The 20,657-nt window shown below is 60.3% G+C and carries 19 protein-coding genes and 1 riboswitch; of the genes, 2 read left to right on the top strand and 17 right to left on the bottom strand.

Features of this window, described 5'->3' with window-relative positions; genetic code table 11:
* Positions 1-13: 13 nt before the first annotated feature.
* From JF535_RS07050 to JF535_RS06970, 17 genes are all read right to left on the bottom strand, one after another.
* Entirely contained in the window at positions 14-1,390 is a 1,377-nt protein-coding gene (locus JF535_RS07050; RefSeq protein WP_207000689.1) for an AgmX/PglI C-terminal domain-containing protein, read from the bottom strand.
* A 9-nt stretch (positions 1,391-1,399) separates the two neighbouring features.
* Positions 1,400-1,975, bottom strand: coding sequence for an ExbD/TolR family protein (locus JF535_RS07045; protein WP_242523746.1), 576 nt, complete (start codon positions 1,973-1,975; stop codon positions 1,400-1,402).
* Positions 1,972-2,577, bottom strand: coding sequence for an ExbD/TolR family protein (locus tag JF535_RS07040; RefSeq protein ID WP_207000687.1), 606 nt, complete (start codon positions 2,575-2,577; stop codon positions 1,972-1,974). Before JF535_RS07040 ends, JF535_RS07045 begins: the two co-directional genes overlap by 4 nt.
* Positions 2,577-3,362, bottom strand: a complete 786-nt coding sequence (locus JF535_RS07035; RefSeq protein ID WP_242523745.1) for a MotA/TolQ/ExbB proton channel family protein — start codon at positions 3,360-3,362, stop codon at positions 2,577-2,579. Before JF535_RS07035 ends, JF535_RS07040 begins: the two co-directional genes overlap by 1 nt.
* Positions 3,363-3,464: 102 nt before the next feature.
* Entirely contained in the window at positions 3,465-3,785 is a 321-nt protein-coding gene (locus tag JF535_RS07030) for a hypothetical protein (protein WP_242523744.1), read from the bottom strand.
* Positions 3,785-4,372 (bottom strand): tetratricopeptide repeat protein, encoded by a 588-nt coding sequence (locus JF535_RS07025; protein WP_207000685.1) that lies wholly within the window; start codon positions 4,370-4,372, stop codon positions 3,785-3,787. The genes JF535_RS07030 and JF535_RS07025 overlap by 1 nt, the downstream gene beginning before the upstream one ends.
* Positions 4,369-7,632 carry a tetratricopeptide repeat protein gene (locus tag JF535_RS07020; protein ID WP_207003607.1) on the bottom strand — a complete coding sequence of 1,088 codons (3,264 nt, stop codon included), beginning with the start codon at positions 7,630-7,632 and terminating at the stop codon, positions 4,369-4,371. Before JF535_RS07020 ends, JF535_RS07025 begins: the two co-directional genes overlap by 4 nt.
* On the bottom strand, positions 7,625-9,715 hold the full coding sequence (locus JF535_RS07015) for a tetratricopeptide repeat protein (protein ID WP_207000682.1): 2,091 nt from the start codon (positions 9,713-9,715) through the stop codon (positions 7,625-7,627). Before JF535_RS07015 ends, JF535_RS07020 begins: the two co-directional genes overlap by 8 nt.
* Positions 9,716-9,717: 2 nt before the next feature.
* Complete coding sequence (locus JF535_RS07010; RefSeq protein WP_066966948.1) at positions 9,718-10,245, bottom strand: lipid-binding SYLF domain-containing protein; 528 nt, start codon at positions 10,243-10,245, stop codon at positions 9,718-9,720.
* Between the two features lie 371 nt (positions 10,246-10,616).
* Entirely contained in the window at positions 10,617-11,096 is a 480-nt protein-coding gene (locus JF535_RS07005; RefSeq protein WP_207000680.1) for a molybdenum cofactor biosynthesis protein MoaE, read from the bottom strand.
* A gap of 1 nt (position 11,097) precedes the next feature.
* Positions 11,098-11,346 (bottom strand): molybdopterin converting factor subunit 1, encoded by a 249-nt coding sequence (gene moaD / locus JF535_RS07000; RefSeq protein WP_066966951.1) that lies wholly within the window; start codon positions 11,344-11,346, stop codon positions 11,098-11,100.
* Entirely contained in the window at positions 11,343-11,834 is a 492-nt protein-coding gene (gene moaC, locus JF535_RS06995; protein ID WP_207000679.1) for a cyclic pyranopterin monophosphate synthase MoaC, read from the bottom strand. The genes moaD and moaC overlap by 4 nt, the downstream gene beginning before the upstream one ends.
* A 22-nt stretch (positions 11,835-11,856) precedes the next feature.
* Entirely contained in the window at positions 11,857-12,372 is a 516-nt protein-coding gene (gene moaB / locus JF535_RS06990; RefSeq protein WP_207000677.1) for a molybdenum cofactor biosynthesis protein B, read from the bottom strand.
* A gap of 180 nt (positions 12,373-12,552) precedes the next feature.
* Entirely contained in the window at positions 12,553-13,536 is a 984-nt protein-coding gene (moaA, locus tag JF535_RS06985; RefSeq protein ID WP_207000675.1) for a GTP 3',8-cyclase MoaA, read from the bottom strand.
* Positions 13,522-13,659, bottom strand: a riboswitch (molybdenum cofactor riboswitch). Its footprint overlaps the gene before it by 15 nt.
* A gap of 173 nt (positions 13,660-13,832) precedes the next feature.
* Complete coding sequence (gene pyk, locus JF535_RS06980) at positions 13,833-15,308, bottom strand: pyruvate kinase (RefSeq protein ID WP_207000673.1); 1,476 nt, start codon at positions 15,306-15,308, stop codon at positions 13,833-13,835.
* An 83-nt stretch (positions 15,309-15,391) separates the two neighbouring features.
* Positions 15,392-16,702: a glycerate kinase type-2 family protein gene (locus tag JF535_RS06975; protein ID WP_242523743.1), complete on the bottom strand. Its 1,311-nt coding sequence runs from the start codon at positions 16,700-16,702 to the stop codon at positions 15,392-15,394.
* A gap of 171 nt (positions 16,703-16,873) precedes the next feature.
* A complete protein-coding gene (locus JF535_RS06970; RefSeq protein ID WP_207000671.1) occupies positions 16,874-18,184 on the bottom strand; it encodes an NCS2 family permease in 1,311 nt (436 codons plus the stop codon).
* Between the two features lie 196 nt (positions 18,185-18,380).
* On the opposite strand from JF535_RS06970, the gene JF535_RS06965 reads away from it, so the two are divergent.
* Together JF535_RS06965 and JF535_RS06960 are read left to right on the top strand one after the other, a co-directional pair.
* On the top strand, positions 18,381-19,100 hold the full coding sequence (locus JF535_RS06965) for a YebC/PmpR family DNA-binding transcriptional regulator (RefSeq protein WP_207000669.1): 720 nt from the start codon (positions 18,381-18,383) through the stop codon (positions 19,098-19,100).
* A gap of 187 nt (positions 19,101-19,287) precedes the next feature.
* The gene (locus JF535_RS06960; RefSeq protein ID WP_207000667.1) at positions 19,288-20,442 is read left to right on the top strand and encodes a PQQ-dependent sugar dehydrogenase; all 1,155 of its coding nucleotides are present in this window, start codon (positions 19,288-19,290) and stop codon (positions 20,440-20,442) included.
* The last annotated feature ends 215 nt before the right edge of the window (positions 20,443-20,657 follow it).

Below are 20,657 nucleotides of genomic sequence, written 5' to 3'. Positions count from 1 at the left end.
TTCAACCTGACCTCTAGGCTGCAGGCAGGAAGTCGATCGGGTACAGGATGGTGATCGTAGGAACACCCTCCTTGGGCCCGAAGTTAAACCGCTTCACGCGGGCAACGATCTTGCTGTCCAGGGTGGGCGAGTCCATATCGCTGCTTTCTACCGCGGCCAACGATACGGAACCGTCCGGTTGGATGGTGATTTTCAGCACCATCTTGCCCTGCAGCGCCGGGTTGTTGCGCAGTTCGCGGTTGTAGATCCGGTACAAGGCCGACTTGTAGCGGTCAAACACGATCTGGATCTCTTCGTCGGTGCGGGATGGACCCACACCATCGCTGAGCGGACGGCCTTCGCCAGTAAAATCGCCCTCAGTGCCAATACCACTGGATACCCGCGAGAAGCTCACACCATCCAGCGCCGTACCCACACCGCCGGCGTTGCGGCTGAGCGCTGCGGTATTGATACCGTCGGAGCCGGACTTCGCGGCTGCGGTGATCAGTGAGCGCTGACTGCGATTCTCTTTCTTACCGGCGGTGCTGAGCTGGGTCTGCTGACCGAGGCGATTGTCGAGGTCGTCCTGGATCAGATCCTGGAAGTTGTCCTTGAAGGCCAGGACACCCGCGCGCTCAACTTTCTTGCGCACCTGTTTTCGCTCAACATTAGAAGGCTTAGGCTCCTCTTTCGCCACCTGCTGTTTGGGTTTCTCCAGTTCCCTGATTTTCTCTTCCGGCTTTTTCACCACAGGCTGCGGCTTGGGCTTGGGCTTTTTCTGCTCCAATACGAGCTTGGCCAGGCGCTCGGGCACTTCGACTACTTCGTTTTCATCGGGCTCCGGCAGCTGCCATACATGGATCCCAAAGCCGAGGAAGAAGGCCGCCAGCAAGCAGGCGAGCAGGCTCCGGCGGAAGCGCCGCTCATCGTCGCCATTGGTGTTCCACGGCATAATGGCATTGCGGAAGGCGTCGTCACCCAGCTCGCGGGTGACTTCGTACTCGTAGTGGACCTCCTCTTCCTGCTGGCGAATCTCGCGGAACTCGGCATCGAGATCGAAGAGATCATCCCGGCAGTCTTCCATCTGCTCCTGCAGCTTGCGCTTGCGCTCGAGCAACAGGTCCAGGTTCGCATGATAGATGCTGACGGTTTTCTGCAAGCGATGAATCAGGGCCTTGGACGTATCCTGCTTGTAGTGCTCGGCCCAGAAAAGATCGCCCGCGCCGGCATCCTCGAGCTTGGCGAGACGATCGGAGATCTCATCCAGCAGCTGGTGCTTGGCCCCATCTTCGCGCAGCGATTCCAGTTTGCCATCAACCTGACCATACTCGACTTCGAGCATGCCCAGCTGCTGGCGAACCGCTTCCTGCTTCGCTGTCAGTGCCTGTTTCTGTTGATGAAAATTATTCACAAAGGCTCACTAACTCTGAGATGCTTTTTGAATCACCGCCAGGGAAATTCGCGTGTATCCGGCATTGGTGCAGCTGGACATGACCTTCTTCAGCACCGCAAACGGCACCGTACGGTCGGCGAGAATATTGACCTCTGGTGGCTCCGCCAACAGCTCGGCCATGGCTTCCGCCACATCCTCGCCCGCGGCGGCGCGCTCTGCCAGGGCCGCTTTCGCTTCTTCCAGCTCGGATTCGGCCATGGTCACGGCCTTACCTACTTCTTCCACCATGGCCTGCTGAATAGCCTCAATCACCAGCGCTTCGCTCTGAAAGAGGTCTTCGGTAGCCATCACCGGCTTGGCTTCGATCAGCACTTCGTCATGGGTCACCATCAGGGTGACCGTTTTACGCGGCTTGGACTCCACTACCGAGTCCGGCAGGGTAATGACCCGCGGCGCCTCAATGGCTTCATTGCTGGCACTGTTGGTCAAAAGGAAGAACACCAGAATCGTAAACACATCCATCAGCGAGGTAAGGTTCATCCCCTGGGTTTTGCGCTTGCGGCTCCGCGCCATGCGCTTCATGCGTCTGCTTTCACGTTTCATGGCGCGTCTCCCAGGGAAATATCGGGAAAGAGTTCCAGGGTCTCCGGCTTTGCTTCCGGGTCCGGTTGTGCACCCTCTTCCAGCTTCGGCATGACCTGCGTGCTGCGCACCGCGTCCATAATGCCCACCAGATGCTCATAAGCCACATCCTGCTCCATCAACAGAGTGGAGTCTGTTTTATCCGGATACGATTCTTTGATCCGCAGCAGAAATTCCCGCAGCTTGGCCAGGTCATAGACCTCTTCGGTGGGCAGGATGATCGGCAGGCCGTTTTCATCCAGCGGCACGGCACTCTCGCCGTCGGCAGCCACTTCCGCACTGCCATCGGTGGTCCCTTCCTGATTCAGGTTGGGAAAGCGCGCGATGACTTTATCGCCGTCGCTGATTTCGAGCACCTGCTTGCGAACGACCACTTCCAGACTCACTCCCGGGTCTGCGGCGCCGCCCCCAGCTCCGCTCGGCATGTTCAACTCCAGGATAGTGACCCGGGAAAACACTGCGGAAACCAGCAGGAACGGCACCAGCACAACCATCAGGTTGAGGAACGCGGTGATGTCCAGCTCCGGGGTTTCTTTTGTTCTACCGTGACGCCTGCTTCTCATTACGCAGATTCCGGCTTGGTCTTGTGTTCGGCAGCGGACTGGGTGGCAGCGGTGTTCTGTCTGGCCTGCTGGGTCTGCTGTACATCCTGATTTACCGGCTTGGCCGCTTTGACCTCGGGCTTCTCTTCCTTGGCGGCGTCGCTGCGGCGGCGAGAGCCGGAAGACATGATGTTCAGCGCCTTCACGGAAACCATTTCAAGGCTGTCCACGATCTGGCCCGTCAGGGAGTTGAGCAGCGCATGCACGATCAGCAGTGCAATACCCACCATCAGGCCGAAGGCGGTGGTATTCATCGCCACGGAGATACTGGCCGACAGCAGGTCGGCTTTTTCCGCCGGGTTGGCATTGGCTACCGCAGTAAATGCCTCGATAAGGCCCATAATGGTACCGAGCAGGCCGAGCAGCGTGGCAATGTTGGAGCCGAGTGCCACGTAGGGGGTACGCTTTTCGAGCTGCGGAATACTTTCCATGATGCTCTCTTCCATGGCGATCTCGATGTCCTCACGGCGACGCACTGCGCCCTGACGCTCAAGACCCATGGCGAGCAGCCGGCCCACGCCGGTGTTGTCGTCCTTTACGAGATTGCGCGCGCGATCAAAGTCGCCGGAATTGAGTACCGGCTGTACCTTTTCCCAGGTAGCGCGGTTGGTACTGCGCTCGTAGACCAGTCGAATGTAACGTTCGATGGCGACCGCAGCGCCGAGCGCGAACACCACCAGAATGGGGTACATAAAAACACCACCAGTCTGAAAAAACGCGATTACGCTGTTAAAGAAATCCATCATTTGCCCTCTTGGTTTTCTTTCTCGGCTCCGCGGCACTTTTCCGCTTTACCTGGCTGTGACCTTTGGTGGTCGTTTATTGATTTAGGTTTGGTTTGGGTCTACTCAGTCGTCAGAGAGACTGAGCTGGTAGAACTCGAGCTCTCGCTCAAACACTTCTTTGTCCAGTGGCTGCAGGCTCGGATCCAGCAGGCTGGAATTCAGGCCACTCTCCACGCCCACTTCGGAACTCTTCCACGGCACGATGTACAGTGACTTTGGTGCTTCCTTGTTGCCAATAATCGAGATACCAGAAAGCTCTTTTACTTCCTGGTCGACTTTCTTCTCGGATGTACCGCTTTCGTCCTGCGCCATTGCCATCAATGGCATCAGGAAAACCATCAACGCCGTCACACCCAGTACAGTTGTACGCTTTTCCATACTCATCAGTTAGTCCGCCGTTTCAGGTCTGCTACCCAGATGGCAACCTTGCGATCATCCGGTTGATACTTCAGGTACCGCTCAAACTGTGCCAGCGCGCAGTGCACATCCTGCAGGTACAGGTCACACAAAATGCCGAGGTTTTTCACCAGCGGCAGATGGTCCGGGTGCAGCGCCAGCGCGTCGGAATAGGTTTTGCGCGCTTCGTCAAAGCGGCCCTGATGGCGATAGAGTACCGCCAGCTCATTACTCGCCACCGGATCGAACGGTGCCGCACGGAGGGCTTCGAGAAAGCTCTCTTCCGCATGTTTTTCATCGCCATTTTTAAAGTGGGCAATACCGAGATTGACGTACGGGGCCGACAGGCGCTGCTCGCGCTCGACCACACTCTGCAGCAGTTCGATGGCTTCCGGATAGCGCTCACCCTGCAGGTAGTCCACCGCCTGCAGGAAATCGCGATTAACGCTACCGGAAACGCTGACATTCATGGGGTCCACGGGGCCACTGGCACTTTTCGGACCGCTGGCGCAAGCACTGAGCAGCAGCGCGGTCAGGCAAGCCAACCCGGCGAGAAGGCGCTTGCTTACGATCATCCGTTGTCCTCCCCGGTTTCGGTTTCTTCCGCTTCGGCAATCACCGCCGTTTCGGCTTTTCCTGCACTCGCAGTCGTGGGGGCCTGCGCAGATTCCGCCACCGGCACGATGGTCATCACGATGTTGTGGGCATCTTCCGGACGGTCGTAGCGGGCAGGTACCAGGCCGGCTAGCTGGCCGATACTTTTGCCAATCCAGCGGTTGTAGATACCCGCGGCCATCAGGTCGATGTTTTTCTCGTGCACGGAGATGGCACGTTCTTCGAACGGGTAAATCTGTTCTTCCAGTGCCAGTTCGTACTCTTCGAGTTCCATCGCATTCAGGTTGGTGGGCCGTTCGGAGTCTTTCAGTGCACGGCTGAAATGCAGGTAAATCTCACCGAGATAGAAGGTCGCTGCGGCGGTGACGTCGGCCACCTGGTAGTCGATCAGGTCGCTGAACGCGCTGACCGCAGCTTTCATGCGCGTACGCTTGCTGTTGAGGTTGCGCTCGAGAGGCGCCACCAGGGCGATTTCCTTGAACGCCTCGAACTTGGGCTCGGCCAACAACAGCGCCGCGCTGCCCGCCAGGTAGCGGGTGCGGTCATTGCGCTCGTTGCCGCCACGGGCCTCGATGCGCACCATGTCTTCCAGTGTGCTGAAGTAGGCTTTGCGATTGCCGGCACTGTTGTAGATATCGGCAATACGTTGCCGGGTTTCCAGTGCAGGCTCCATCGGGTTCGGGAACAGTTTGACGTAACGGTTGAGTACCGCCAGCGCCTGGTCGTAGCTCTTGGCCGCACCGTACAGGTCGGCTGCCTGGGTGAGCGCCTCGCGGCGTACCTCGTCGATGTCGGATTCGCGTTCGATGCGCTCAAACTCGGCTGCTGCCAACAGGAGCTGGCCACTCTCCTGATACACCACCGCGAGTTTCTTGGTGACTTCTTTCTGCAGCTCGTGTTGCGGATGGTTCGCGCGGAAAGCCTTGAGTACATCCGCGGCCCGCACCCAGCTTTGCAACTGAATCAGTGAGGCAGCGGCATCGTACTCTGCCGTTGCCAGAATGGAAGCTCCCGGTGCGGCGTTGCGAATACGCAGGAAATGCTCCGCCGCCGCCAGATGGTCTTCCGCGCGGCGCGCCACATCACCCTGCTGGTAAATGGCACCGGCGAGGTTGTCGATAAGATCCGGGCGGTCTTTGGAGTCGGCGGCCGTCATGGCAAGCGCCTGGCGATACCCGCCCTCGGCATCCGTATAGGCTTCGGTATCAAACGAGGCGTGGGCCACCAGCAGCCAGGCGGAGCGACGGATTTCATGCTCTGCTGCAGGGAATTTCTCCAGCAACAGGCGACCATTCTGAATGGTTTCTGCAAAGCTCTTCAGCTTGTACAGGTCGTCCACTGCGCCCAACAGAATTTGCGGTGCCTTGCCGTGCTCGGGAAAGGTTTCCGCAAAGGTCAGGGATGAACGAATGATTTCTTTCTGAACGGCGGTCTTCTGTGCGGTGCTGCCTGTGGCAAGATCGCGCTTGAGGTGCTCGCGGTAGGCAAATACCGCGGCGTAACCGGCTTCGCTGGCATCCTTGTGCACCGCGTACTGATAGGCCGTGCGTTCGTATTCCTGGGCGGCGTTCAGATAATCCTTGTTTTCCAGCATCAGGCCTGCGAGCTGGTAATTGATCTCCGGCGCTTTCGGCTGGTCGGCAAAGGACTTCAGGTAGCGGCGATACCAGTGGATCGCTTCCGCATAATGTTCGCTGCGCTTTTGCTGGAACTGCTTATCCTTGGGCTTCACATTCTGGTAAGCCGCATGATAGTGACTGGCCAGATCAATCAGGTTGCCCTGCAGAAATTCGACCACCGCTGCGTACTCCTGGATATCGAATACCGTCCAGTATTGCGCGTCCAGTGCGTAGGTGTTGGCGAAGGCTTTTTTCGCATCCAGTACCAGACGCGGGAAGCCGCCCTTCTGATAGATTTCAATGACGCGAATGGAAAAGTCCGGCGCGACCTTGTGCAGCGGGTTGCGCTCGACAAACGTATCGTAGGCTTTCGCCGCATCCTGATAACGACGCTTGTCCAGGTAGTACTCGCCGAGATGGCTGTACACATAGGACTCGTAATCCCGCGCGCCCTTGCGGGCAAAGTAATCCACAATGGATTCCGCACCGCCGAGGTAGGAGAAGCTGAGGCTGATCACACGGAAGGTGTCTTCAATGTGCTTGCGCTCGGTTTCGTTGGGCTGCTGCTCGAAGTCGTAACCCTGCCCTACCTTGTGGTCGAGCATGCGCACGAAATCGTCGAGCGCCATCTCATACATGTCTTGCTTGAACAGTGCCCAGCCACGCTTGTAGACCGCCAACTCAAAAAAGCTGGAGGCCACGCCCATATCGATGACTCGCCCGTAGGACTCTTCCGCGTCCAGATATTTCTTGCGGGTGAAATAATATTCACCCAACCGGAAATAGGCTTCATCCAGATGGCGCGAGGCCGGGTACTTGGCCACCAGCTGACGCAGGACGTTGACGGCTTCCTCGATTTGGCCGGTTTCCTCGTAGGCCCGGGAGAGCTGGTACATCACCTGGTCATTGCGCTCATACAGCGGATACTGCACCAGCAGCTTTTGATACAGGGCAATGGCTTCGCGGGCATTGGCCGCCAGCAGCGCATCCGGATCGTCGCCGGGCAGGGTGCCTTCCAGAGCCAGACTCTCGCCAGCCACATTCTCGCCTGCTGCACCATCGACAGCGACCGCTGCGGTAGCGCGGGCCTCAAAATCTGCCTGACTCTCATCGCTGCCAGCAGCGACGCCGTTCAATGCCATGGCGTTGCCGTTCGCAGGCGCCACCGCAACCGCCGCTGCAGCGGGAGCGTCCAGCGCGGCCTGTGTGCCGGTGACATTGCGTTGCACACCGGTATTCATGGCCGCGGTCACGTCCTCTTCAGACAGAATCCGGGTCTCCGTGGAGGGTGTATATCCCCCCGCTTCGGCGCGGTGTGCCTGCTTGATTTTCAGGTCTGCGATACGGCGAATCGCTTCCGGCGTCAACGCCGTTTCCGGCGTCTCCTGCAGGTACTTCTGGTAGCTGGCGAGGGCTTTTTCCAGGCTACCCTCGATACGGGTTTCCTGAATTTCGATATCCACATGCTTCAGGCTGCCAATGGTCTTGCCACTGTTGCTGGCGCACGCACTCAGCAACAGCGCAGCCGATGCCACAGAGGCCACCGCAATGCGGTTGATGGTCAGGCTGAGAGGGGTTTTCGCCCAGACTCGGTTATGCATCACCGGCACCCTCTCCGTCTGCAGCGTCTTGAATGGCTTCCGGCGCGGGCGCTTCCAGCTCCGGCGGATTGTCCGTGGGCAGTAGCTCACCATCGGGATTCACCGCGGGCTCGGCCTGCTGCAGCTGATCTACCTGCTCGCGGTATTCCTCTACCTTGCGCTCGTCTTCCCGGCGCTCCTGCAGCTCATTGGCGCGGTCGTAGCTGTCGGCGAGGGCGAAGCGGGCTTTTATCTGGTAGCTCTCCAGTTGCGCGCGGCGCTGGTCCAGTTCATGGATAGCCAGTTGCTCCAGCATGCTGCCTTGCCGCGCCATCAGCTGATCGATACGGCGCTGGGCACGATTGAGGCCCGCGCGCAGGCTGGTGATCTGGTCGCTATAGCCCTCATAGCTATGGGTGGCGGCCTGGCGGGTGCGCACGTAGCGCTGGTAGGTTTCCTGCAATACGGCAATCACGCCGTCGAGTTCCTGCAAGTTCTTGTATGCGGTGGTCAGGCGGTCATCAAATTCCCGGGACAGGCGGAAGTTCAAAATCCCTTCCAGACGCGCAATGCGGTCCTCGGTTTCTTCGCTGCTGAGACTGGGGTTATAGGCAAGGATTTCGCGAATCTGCGCCAGCATCAGGCGCGCCTCGGTTTCATCGCTCTTGGCCAGCAACTCCGGTCGGCGGTTGACCAACAGGTTGTCGATGCGGGCGGCGAGACGCGCACGCTGCTCCAGGCGCATCTTGATGCGCGCATCGACCTGACGGAACGCCACATCCAGCCCGGGCAGGATCGGCTCGTAATAGTTGCGGCGCAGGGCAATGATGTCTTCGAACGCATCCAGGCTCTGCAGCCAGTCGCGATTGCGCTCGTACAGGTCATTCAGGTCCTGGTAATTGCGCAAAAATTCCTGATAGTCGTTGGAGGCCATCAGGTCCAGCAGGTAATGGGTTTCCGGCGCCCCCGGCAGCTTGCGCAGCTCCACCACCCAGTTTTTCACCTGGCTGGCCTCCTTGCGACGCAGCGCCTCCAGCAGCTTGCCCTCACGTATGCTGGTGATGGAGCGGGTGAGCACATCTACCTGCTCGCCAAACAGGTCCAGCGCTTCGCCGTAGTTCACCGCGGCAGTGCTGTGTACGTCCAGCTTGCCGTAGGCGTAGGGCACCGCAAGCATGGCTTCGTGTACCGCGGCATCGGTGGCACGGCGCTGCTTGAGCATCCGCCAGGGCACCAGTGCGCGGTCAAAGCGCCCCGCATTGGCTTCCACCCAGCCCGCCCCTAGCAGGGCCTGATCGGAAAACGGGCCGGAGAGCTGCACCCGCTCGAAGTACTTACGCGCGCGATCGAACTCTTCTGCCTTCATCAGCTGGTTGCCGAGCAGCAGATTGGTTTTGTCCTGCAGCGCCTGCGCGGCAGTACCGCTGCCGGCATTGCGCCCGAGACCATCCAGCACCAGCACACCCTTCTCGGTCTCGCCGGCACGCAACAGTGCGATGCCCAGGTTGTACTCTACAAAGCCCTGCAGGGATTTTTCCCCTTTCAGGTCTTCGAGCAGGGCCACAGCCTCTTCGAAGCGACCCAGCTGCATATACACCCGCGCGCGCAGAAATTGCTCTTGCGGACGCACCCGCTCGGGCACGCGCCCCTGAATCAGCTCCAGCGCGTGCAACGCGTTGGCGAACTGCTGTTTCTGGTAGTGGATCTTTGCCAGCCGGTAGGCCGCTTCGTTCTTGATGGGCTGCGCCACGTTGCCCTGCAGCACCTGCTGCATGGCCCGGCCGGCCTCCCGGTGCATCCGGTAGGAGAGCTCCAGGTCGCCCACGGCGAATTCCGCCTGCCCGAAGTGCACACGGAAGGGGTCGCGTTCGGGATCATCCAGCAGGCGATGCTGCTTCAGCTCGGTATCGAGGCCGATAATGGCATCGACGTAGTTGTCCTGGTAAGCGTTGAACAACGCCTCACCAAAAAACAGGTCCTGGAGTGCATCGGTGTGCAGCGCACCCGGATCCACGGGCGCCTTGGCCTGCACAGACAAACTGTGCAGCGAGGTCAGTGCCGACAGGGTCACGCCGGCAATTGCGCAGGCCAGACGGGGGAACATGCTTACCAGTCCTTGAAATGAATGGCTGACTGGGTTCCAGCGATCTGGATTTCAACGAATTTCGGACCTACCGCCTTCTCCACGCTGTAGCTCGCAGAACCGCGGTACTCCTTGCCGGACTTGGACTTGCCGAAATAACTCACCACCAGCGGATGGGTGCCGGTCTGCACATTGGCGGTGTGGATACGCTGTACACCGCCCTGCTGCAGGGCTTCGATTTCGCGATAGGTGTACAGGTGGTGCGCGACAACCTGGTCGCCAAGTTTGACTTCAACCGACTCAAGGCTGAAGTCGTCACTGCTGGCGGCACCCGCCAGGGAGATGAAAAAGGCTGCCTGCGTATTGGAGGGGAACAGCAGCTTTTCTTCCAGCCGGTTCAGCTCCGACGTCAGCCCGATCACGTCTTTCTTGACGTCCTGGATCTGCTCATCAAGGCCGCGAATCTCTTCGCGGCTGACATTCTGGGCGCTCGCCAGAACGGACAGGGACAACAGCACCGCTGTTGCCAGTGTGATCAGAATTCTGCGCATATCCCCTAGACCTCAAACCCCGCCCTGAAATTCGTTACCAAGGAGTGCCGTTCAAACATCCGACCAACGTCGGAGAGGCAGCCTTAGCCGGGCAGATTGTATGGCAAGGGACGAGGGGGAGATGTGAGGCGCTTCAAAACTCGCGCACAGAGTCGGAGAAGAATTTTTTCTTAAAATTCAAAGGACAAGAGAATAAATCTCGATTATGTGACAGGTATCACGGCCGCCAGGCGGTGGAAAAATGTGACGAAACCCACAAGGTGGCTGAATTTCCGCGACACACTTCCTACTTACCACGTGATCGGCGCATTGTGGCGCGAAAATTATGCCCCGACAGGTTAGTGAGCACCCACTTTAATGAGAGTGTGCACTCACCATTTCTTCAACGCTTTCTCGTCACTGCTGCGAGCCGCCACCCAGGTGCCCTGCTCCCCGTCTTTGTTTACTTCTTTCTTCCAGAAGGGCGCGCGGCTTTTGAGAAAGTCCATGATGAAGCCACAGGCATCGAGGGCATCCTGGCGGTGGGCCGAGGTCACCCCCACGAATACGATTTCATCCCCGGCGCGCAAAGGGCCAAAGCGGTGGATGACGCGCACCCTGCCCAGCGGCCAGCGCTCGGCGGCCTGACGGGCAATGGCAGCAAGTGCGGATTCCGCCATACCGGGGTAGTGCTCCAGCTCGAGTACCGAGACCTGTTGATGCCCACCGGTTTCCGTTGGTGAAAAATCGCGCACGTTGCCCACGAACACGGCGGTGGCACCATCGGCAAAGTTTGCGCGCCGCAGCCGGTTATATTCCGCCCCGGGGTCGAAGCCTTCGGCCTGTACCGCAATGGAGATGTCCGCTGTCATCTCAGCCTCCGGTGACCGGGGGGAAGAAGGCTACTTCGTCACCATCGCGCACGGGACATTGCAGGTTCGCCAGCTGCTGGTTGACCGCGACCTGCAGCTGCGGCTGCGACAGCGCCTTGCGCCAGGTTTCGTCTTGGCCGGCGAGCGCGCTGCGCAATGCACTGACATCGGCGAGCTGCCCCGCTTCCCAGTCAATGGCATCGCGGCCCAACTGCTCCCGCAGGCTGGCAAAAAACAGCACTCGAATCACGCGCCCTCCCCCGTACTGTGCGGGGTCCAGTGACCGCGCTTGCCACCGGTTTTTTCCTGCAGTTGGATTGGCCCGATGACCATCGCGGGGTCGACCGCTTTGCACATGTCGTAAATGGTGAGGGCGGCCACGCTGGCGGCGGTAAGCGCTTCCATTTCCACACCGGTGCGGCCGGCGAGGCGGCAGTAGCTGGCTATGTTCACGGTGCAGTTGGCCGGGTCCAGTGTGAAGTCCACCTGCACTTTGGTGAGTGCCAGCGGGTGGCACAGGGGAATCAGGTCGGCCGTTTTCTTGGCGGCCTGGATGCCGGCGATACGGGCGGTGGCGAGCACATCGCCTTTTTTGTTGTTGCCGGCCTGCAGTTGTGCGAAGGCTTCGCTGGACATGGCGACGGCAGACTGGGCGCGCGCGGAGCGGTCGGTGATGTCTTTGTCGGTGACATCGACCATGCTGGCTTCGCCCTGCTGATTGAGGTGTGTGAGTGTCATGGTGTTGGCGGCCTCAGGGAATTTATTTGGACAGATAGCCGACGAAATTGCAGGGCTTGTGGCTGGCAGTGAGCTGTTCCTTCAGCAGTTTGCTCCAGCCGGTTTTGCAGGCGCCGGTGGAGCCGGGCAGGCAGGCGATGAGGGTGCGGTTGGCGAGCCCGGCGAGGGCGCGCGACTGGATGGTGGAGGAGCCGATTTCTTCATAGCTGACGGCCCTGAAGATTTCGCCGAAGCCGTCGATGTGTTTGTCGAACAGTGGGGCGAGGGCTTCGGGGGTGGAGTCGCGGCCGGCGAAGCCGGTGCCGCCGGTGGTGAGAATGACCTGGATTTCGGGGTCGGCGATCCATGCGGACACTTGGGCGCGCAGTAGGTATTTGTCGTCGATGACGATGGCTTTGGCGGCGAGGTTGTGGCCGTCTGCCTTTAACGCTTCGACGAGGTAGTTACCGGAGGTGTCGTTTTCTTCGGTTCTGGTGTCGGAGACAGTCAGGACTGCGATGTTGAGTTTTTGGTTTGGGTCTGTGGGGGCGTGGCTCATGGTTTTTGCGCTCTGTTCTTGGTTCTGTGGCGAGCGATCATCGGGTGAAGGGTTTCAGGACCGCTGTGAATACATCCCTGTACGCTTCGTCGGCAACATCCCTGTTGCCGACGATCCTGAAACCCTTCACCCGACGCCCGCTCTTCAATTCAAATTTTTGTGCTTCGTTAGCTTTAAAAGCTAGCCACCAATGATGGATAGGTTTTGGGTTCCACCGGTATTTCCGTTTTGTAAATAATGGCTCACTTCTTTGTTACCAATCAGCGCCCGCACTTTTTCTGCCAGTGCATCGGCATCGCCGGTACGGATGGTTTCGCGCAGGTCGAGGCCGGCATCGCTGAACAGGCACAGGTGCAGTTTGCCCTGGGCGGAGATGCGCAGGCGGTTGCAGCTGCTGCAGAAGTCTTTGCTGTAGGGGGTGATCAGGCCGATGCGGCCGGCGTAGTCCGGGTGGACGTATTCGCGGGCGGGGCCGGCGTCGATGGCTCTGGGGAGCAGTTGCCAGCCGCTCTCGATCAGTTGTTGCTCGATGTCGCTGCCGCGCAGGTGGTTGCTGGCAAAGTAGTCGCGGTTGTCGCCGGTCTGCATGAGTTCGATAAAGCGCAGGGTGACGGGGGTGGTTTTGAGCCAGCGGAGGAACTGCTGCAGGCGGGCCTGCGCACCATCACTGAGCAGTACGGCGTTCACTTTGGTTTGTATGCCCAATGCCAGTGCGCGATCAATGCCGGCGCGGATTTTGGGCAGGCAGTCGTGGCCGGTGATGCGGGCGAATTCGTTGTCGTCGAGGCTGTCGATGCTGATGTTGAGCTGGTCGAGGCCGCTTAGGTGCCAACTATCGATGACGCTGGGGAGTTTGTAACCGTTGCTGGTGACGGCGACGCGCTGGATGCCGGGGGTTTGCCTGGCGGCCTGAATGAGCTCCGGGAGGTCTTTGCGCAGGGAGGGTTCGCCGCCACTGAGGCGCACCTTTTGGGTGCCCAGTTGGGCAAACGCGCGCATGACAGTAGCAGCCTCCGCGACCGAGAGATCGGGGGCTTTAGGGACGCTTTGGTAGCCCTCGGGCAAGCAGTAGTCGCAACGAAAGTTGCAGACGTCTGTAACCGACAGGCGCAAATAGTAGAAGCGGCGGCCGTAGCCGTCTTCCAGGACGTTATTCTTTTTCATCACCTTTCCAAATGCGGGAGGCCGTTCGGTTTCCCTTGCGACCCTGGCGAGCTGGCATTGCCGCCCGCGGCCAGCACCCCCTATACAAGACTTAGGAATACTGGCTCGGTGTATTTCAGTTATCAGTTTGTGTCTGAGATTAGGCCATCGGTGGCACTGCCCTCTGTTCATTCTTAGTAGTTGATTCTCTGGCGGATTTCACCGCGCACTTCGGCATTCTATCGGAGCCTCCCCTTTACTAGGCAATTTTCCCGCCAGTTTGTGCACTGTCGCCCTGTCGACGCCCCTTTACATCATTACATCACATCAAGAATTTTCAGGGTGTTGGTGCCGCCGTGGGACTGCATCAGGTCGCCGCGAATCAGTATGACCTGATCCCCCGGCTCGACGATTCCCCGGGCCCTGAGGGTATCCAGGGCGCGCTGGTTCAGCTCCCGGTCACCCTCATGTTCACCGGGCACGAACAGGACCGAGATGACCCCACGATACAGGGCCATGCGTCGTTGGGCGATGGGGTCGTGGGCGAGACCGACGATGGGCAGGCCGGAGCGGATGCGGGAGGCAATCAGCGGGGTGTAGCCGGTCTGGGTCATGCAGGCAATGGCGGTGACGCCTTCGAGGTGGTTGGCGGCATACATGGCGGACAGGGAGATGGTTTCGTCGATGCGGGTAAAGCCCTGATGCATGCGGTGGCCAGACTCCTGTGCGGAGCGCTCGCGCTCGGCACCAAGGCACAGCCGGTGCATGGCCTCCACCGCTTCCACCGGATAATCGCCGGCGGCGGTTTCCGCCGACAGCATGACCGCATCGGTGCCATCGAGCACCGCGTTGGCCACGTCGAACACTTCCGCGCGGGTGGGCAGGGGGGCGGTGATCATGGTCTCCAGCATCTGGGTGGCGGTGATCACCGCGCGGTTGAGCTGGCGGGCGCGCTTGATCATGCGCTTTTGCACGCCGATAAGCGCGGCATCGCCGATCTCCACCCCCAGGTCCCCACGGGCCACCATGACCGCCTCAGAGGCGCGGATAATCTCATCCAGGGTTTCGTCTTCCGCCACGGCTTCGGCGCGCTCCACCTTGGCTACCAGGCCGATGTGCTTGCCGGCCTCGCCCAGCAGCGCCCGCGCCTCGCGCATATCCGAGGCGCTGCGCGGGAAGGAGACGGCCAGGTAATCCACGCCGATGTCGATGGCGGTTTTCAGGTCGGCCCGGTCTTTGTCGGTCAGGGCCGCGGCCGACAGCCCCCCACCCTGCTTGTTGATACCCTTGTTGTTGGAGAGCCGTCCACCCACCACCACGGTGGTCAGCACATGGCGGCTGGTTACCTGCTCCACCTTGAGGATTACGCGCCCGTCGTCCAGCAGCAGCACATCGCCGGCGGCCACATCGTTGACCAGCTCCTTGTAATCACAGCCCACGCGCTGCTCGTCGCCGTCGTTGGTATCCAGCGCCATATCGAGCACAAAGGACTCGCCTTCCCGCAGGGTGACCTGGTTATCGCGAAAGCGGGCAATACGGATCTTGGGCCCCTGCAGGTCCCCCAGTGCCGCCACGGTCCGGCCCTGGTGATCGGCAATATCCCGAACCTGCTGCAGGCGCCGGCGGTGGTCATCGGCGGTGCCGTGGGAAAAATTTAGGCGCACCACATCCACGCCGGAGGCGATGAGCTTTTCCAGCACCCCGGGTTTATCACTGGCGGGGCCGAGGGTGGCGACAATTTTGGTGCGACGGAGGGGGTTGGCGGTTCGCTGGCTGGCGGGGATTTGGGTCATGATCTCTCTCTGGCAAATTCTGACCGGGGCCGATGGCTTAGACACAGCTTAGTCAGCAATTTCCCAGCACCCCCGCCGCGCCACTATTTATCCGCCGCGGGGAGCACCAGAATTGCGCGGAAATCGTTGACATTGGTTCTGGTTGGCCCGGTGACGATCAGGTTACCCAATTCCCCGAAGAAACTATAGGCGTCATTGTTGGCGAGGTAATCCTGCGGACTCAGTCCCTGGGATTGCATCCGGCTCCAGTCATCCGGCGCAAAGAAGGCACCGGCGTTGTCTTCAGAGCCGTCGATGCCATCGGTGTCGATGGCCAGGCCGTAAATGCCCTCGGCGCCGCCGAGAGTTTTAAACAGCCCGAGCAGATATTCCACATTGCGCCCACCTCGGCCGTCGCCGGTGACGGTCACACTGGTCTCCCCGCCCGACAGGATCAGCGCAGGCCGCTTGAGTTGATCGCGACAATGCACTGCCAGCTCGGCATGCGCCGCACCCAGCTCCCGCGCCTCGCCCTCGAGATTGTCCCCCAGCACGCGCACATCAACGCCGGCCGCCTGTGCCGCCGCGCGGGCGGCTTCCAGCGCGTCGGCGGCCTTTGCCAGCATCAGCGCCCGGTCGCCCGCAAACGCGAAGTCGTCCGGCCGTGGGCTGTCTGCGGCGCTTTGCAGATGGGCGCGTACGGCCGGCGCAATATCGATGTTGTAGCGCTGCAGGATTTCCAGTGCATCGGCGGGGGTGGTGGTGTCGGGTAGTGTCGGCCCGGAAGCGATCAGCGTGGGCGCGTCGCCGGGCACATCGGAAATCAGGTAGGTCACCACCTTGGCCGGGTGTGCGGCCGCTGCCAGCCGCCCGCCCTTGATGGCCGACAAATGCCGGCGCACGGTATTGATCTCGCTAATGGGCGCACCACTGCGCAGCAGTGCGCGGTTGATGGCCTGCTTCTGCGGCAAGGTCAATCCGGGCGCGGGCAGGCTCATCAATGCCGAGCCACCACCGGAAATCAGTGCGATCACCAGGTCGTCTTCGGTCAGCCCCGCGACCGCTTCCAGCATGCGCTCGGCGGCTACCTCACCGAGGGTGTCCGGCATGGGGTGGGACGCCTCCAGCACTTCGATGCGATCGCAACGGGCGCCGTGGCCGTAGCGCGTGACCACCAGCCCAGTGAGGTCTGCCTCCGGGTATTGCTGCTGCCACGCCCGCTCCAGCGCGGCGGCCATGGCCGCACTGGCCTTCCCGGCCCCTACCACCAGGGTTTTGCGCCCGGGCGGCGGCAACGGGCCCGAAAACAGGTTGTCTGGATGCACCGCAGCCACGGCCACCGCCGCCAGGCTTTGCAGCCAGTGCGACAGGTCCGCGGCACGCATATCGGTGTGGATCGACGGTAACGTTTTCAAATGGCGACTCCTTTCAACATCCCGGTGAACACTTCCCGGCACACAGCACAATCCTGCCCCCGGAAAGCGACGTTTTATCCTACCCCTGCAAAATCAGTTCCGCCTTCTTGCAGCCACACGTTACAACCACACGTAGCAGCCACACAGCGTGCGGGCAACTTCAGCCGAGATTTACAGGAACGCGAACTTGGCCAGAAACAACGCGCTCAGCACATACAGGCTCCATGAAATCTGCCGGTGTTGGCCGGTAAACAGCTTGAGCGCGGTGTAAGTCAGGAAACCCAGCGCAATCCCGTTGGCGATGGAAAACGTCAGCGGCATCATGATCATGGTCACGACCGCCGGTATGGCATCGGTCAGGTCCTCCCAATCAATGAGCGACATCCCGCCCATCATCAGCATCGCCACATAGATCAGTGCGCCCGCGGTGGCGTACGCTGGAATCATGCCTGCCAGCGGTGCAAAAAAGACGCAAAGCATAAACAGCACACCCACAGTCACCGCGGTGAGCCCGGTGCGGCCCCCGGCTGCCACGCCCGAGGCGCTCTCCACAAAACTGGTTACCGGCGGGCTCCCGACGAAGGCACCCAACACGCTGGAGGTACTGTCGGCCTTCAGCGCCCGCGGCAACTTCTCGATGGTGCCATCTGGCTCGATCAGCTTCGCGCGGTGGGCAACCCCCATCAGGGTGCCGGCGGTGTCGAAGATATTGATAAACAGGAACGCGAGTATCACGCTGACCATGCTCACATCCAGGGCACCACGGATATCCATGGCCATCCAGGTAGGCGCCAGGCTCGGCGGCGCCGACACTAGGCCGCTGTACTCCACCAGCCCGAGCCCCAGGCCGATCATTGTCACCACCAGGATACTGACCAGAATCGCCCCGAATACTCGCCAGAAACTCAGTATCGCAATCAGCAGGAAGCACAGCGCCGCCAGCAGTGCCTGAGGCTCCCGGAAAGACCCGAGCGACACCAGAGTCGCCTCACTGGGCACCACGATGCCCGCGGTTTTCAGGCCAATCAGCCCCAGAAACAGGCCCACCCCGGCGCCCATCGAGTAGCGCAGGCACATCGGGATACTGTTCATGATCCACTCCCGTACCCGCGACAGGCTCATGGCCACAAACAGCACCCCGGCAATAAACACCGCGCCCAGTGCCACCTGCCAGCTGTAGCCCATCTCACCCACGACCGTATAGGCAAAGAAGGCGGTCAAGCCGATACCCGGCGCCAGCCCCACCGGCCAGTTGGCGTAAAGCCCCATCAGCAAACAGGCCACGGCACTGCCCAGGCAGGTGGCCACGAATACCGCCCCCGGATCCATGCCCGTACCGGCGAGCATATTGGGGGTTACAAACACCACGTAAGCCATGGTGACAAAGGTCGTCAGCCCCGCCAGCAGCTCACCACGCACCGTGGTTCCGTGGGCGCGCAGCGCAAACAGGCGCTCCATGACATTGTTTGATGACGGATACACAGACTTCTCCAACCAGTGATTAAAGGGGCAATGTCGCCTTGCCCATGAGTTATTGTGACCAAACAGCCCTCAGCTGCCCAGCTGCCGGGCAGCCGGAGCGGGTGCGCGAACAGCTTCTCTTAGGGCCTGCCGCCCAGTAAAATCGCCCACTTCCCCGATTTCCCAGAAATACGCAACGATACCGGAGCACCAGCCCATGGGCAGAGCCTACCAGAACCGCAAAGAGTCAATGGCCAAGACCTCGAACATGAAAGCCAGGGTCTACAGCCGCTATGGGCGCGAGATCTATGTCACCGCCAAGTCCGGCGGCGTCGACCCCAACGGCAACCTGGCCCTGCGCAGCCTGATCGACCGCGCGAAAAAAGACCAGGTTCCCGCCCACGTGATTGAAAAAGCCATCGACAAAGCCAAGGGCGGAGCCGGCGAAGACTTCGCCCGCGCCCGCTACGAAGGCTTCGGCCCCGGCGGCTGCATGGCCATCATCGAGTGCCTCACCGACAACCCCAACCGCACCTTCGGCGACGTGCGCCAAGCGTTTACCAAAACCCACTGCAAAATTGGTACCCAAGGCACCGTCAGCCACAGTTTCGATCACCTCGCCATCCTCGCCTTTAAACACGACGACGAGGAAGCGGTGCTGGAAGCGCTGATGGAAGCGGATGTGGACGTAACGGATATCGAAAACGAAGACGGCAAACTCACCGTCTTCGCCCCCCACACCGAGTACAACAAAGCCAAGCAGGGATTAATCGAAGCCTTTGGCGAGATTGATTTCGACGCAGACGAAATTCAGTTCGTGCCGCAAACCTACACCCAGATTGCCGGGGATGATGTGGCGCTGTTTGAGAAGTTCTTGAATATGCTGGAAGATTTGGAAGACGTGCAGGCGGTTTATCACAATGTGGAGAATGTGTAGCCCGCAGCGTAAACCCCCTCAAAAGCGATGATCGAAAACGCGATTCTCAGCGTAAACACAGCCGGGCACTCACCCGGCTTTTTTATGCGCATTTCTGCATAGCGAAAGTATACGCACGCTGTTGCTTACTGGCGGCCCAATAGCATTCGGCAGCGGCACACAGGTTGCAATACAGGAGACCAACTACATGAACCGATTGGCCAAATATATAGCCCGCGGCCTCGCGGCACTCGCACTCACCAGCGGAACCGTCGCAACGGCTGCCGAGGTAATCGAGGAGCGCATCGGTACCGACAAGCACGACGTGCGACTCGTGCGCGTCGCTACAGGCCTGCATCACCCCTGGGCGGTCGCACAGTTGCCCGATGGACGCTTCCTGATCACCGAGCGCCGCGGCCGCCTGGCGCTGGTGGACAAGGGACAGACTACTTACCTGGAAGGTGTGCCCGAGGTGTCCGCCGCTGGCCAGGGCGGTCTGCTGGACGTCGTGCTGCACCCACAATACGGCGACGGCAGCCACGACTGGATCTATCTCACCTATTCCAAAGCCGGTGACAAGGCCGGTGAAAAAGGCACCGCCACCGCGCTGGGCCGCGCCAAACTCAGCGGCAACACCCTCACCGACTTCGAAGAACTGTTTGTGCAGGATCGTTTCTCCCAACCCGGCCGTCACTATGGTTCCCGACTGGCCTGGCGCAATGACGGCACCCTGATGATGACCATCGGCGACCGCGGCAGAGTGCGCGAACGCGCGCAGGATATTGAGGACCACGCCGGCAGCGTGCTGCGCCTCACCGACACCGGCGAGGCGCCGGCAGACAATCCCTTCGCCGGCGACAAGGCGGGGCTGGATGAGATATTCAGCTTCGGTAACCGCAACATTCAGGGCCTCGTGGTCTCGGCCCAGGATCAGATCTGGGCCAGTGAACACGCCGCCCGCGGCGGCGACGAACTGAACCTGATTGAGGCCGGCAAGAACTATGGCTGGCCCACGGCCAGCCGCTCCCAGGAATACAGTGGCGACAAGGCCATCGGCAAGCCGTCCGTACCCGGCACCCAGCAACCCCAGCACTACTATGAAGGCCGCTTCGCCCCCTCCGGCCTCGCCCAAGTGGATGGCCCACTGTTCCCCCAGTGGCAAGGCAACCTGCTGGCAGGCGGCCTGCTCAGTGAAAAACTTCTGCGTATTGTCATCGACGGTAGCGAAGTGAAGGAGACAGAAGTGCTGCTAGACGGCGAGATCGGCCGTATCCGCGATGTACGCCAGGGGCGCGATGGATTTATTTATCTTTTGAACGATCAGACAGACGCGGGCCTCTATCGGTTGGAGCCGGTGGAGTAGCGGGCGACTGGAGCCGCAGCCCAAGAACTTTCGAAAGTGGTACACCCGCCTCTCGCTTCAACAGCACCCCCGGGCGCACAACAATAAATAAGCGCGCCCGGTTACTGCATTAATCCATTCGATAAACACAGAAATGTGCCAGCACTGTAGGCGTTTTTATTGCAAACGCCCTAGTTGGTACGATCGTCACCGTGAACACAAGGAGCTGCGCGCCA

This window comes from Microbulbifer salipaludis (assembly GCF_017303155.1).
Lineage (GTDB): Bacteria > Pseudomonadota > Gammaproteobacteria > Pseudomonadales > Cellvibrionaceae > Microbulbifer > Microbulbifer salipaludis.
This window is presented reverse-complemented; position numbering and strand designations above follow the sequence as displayed.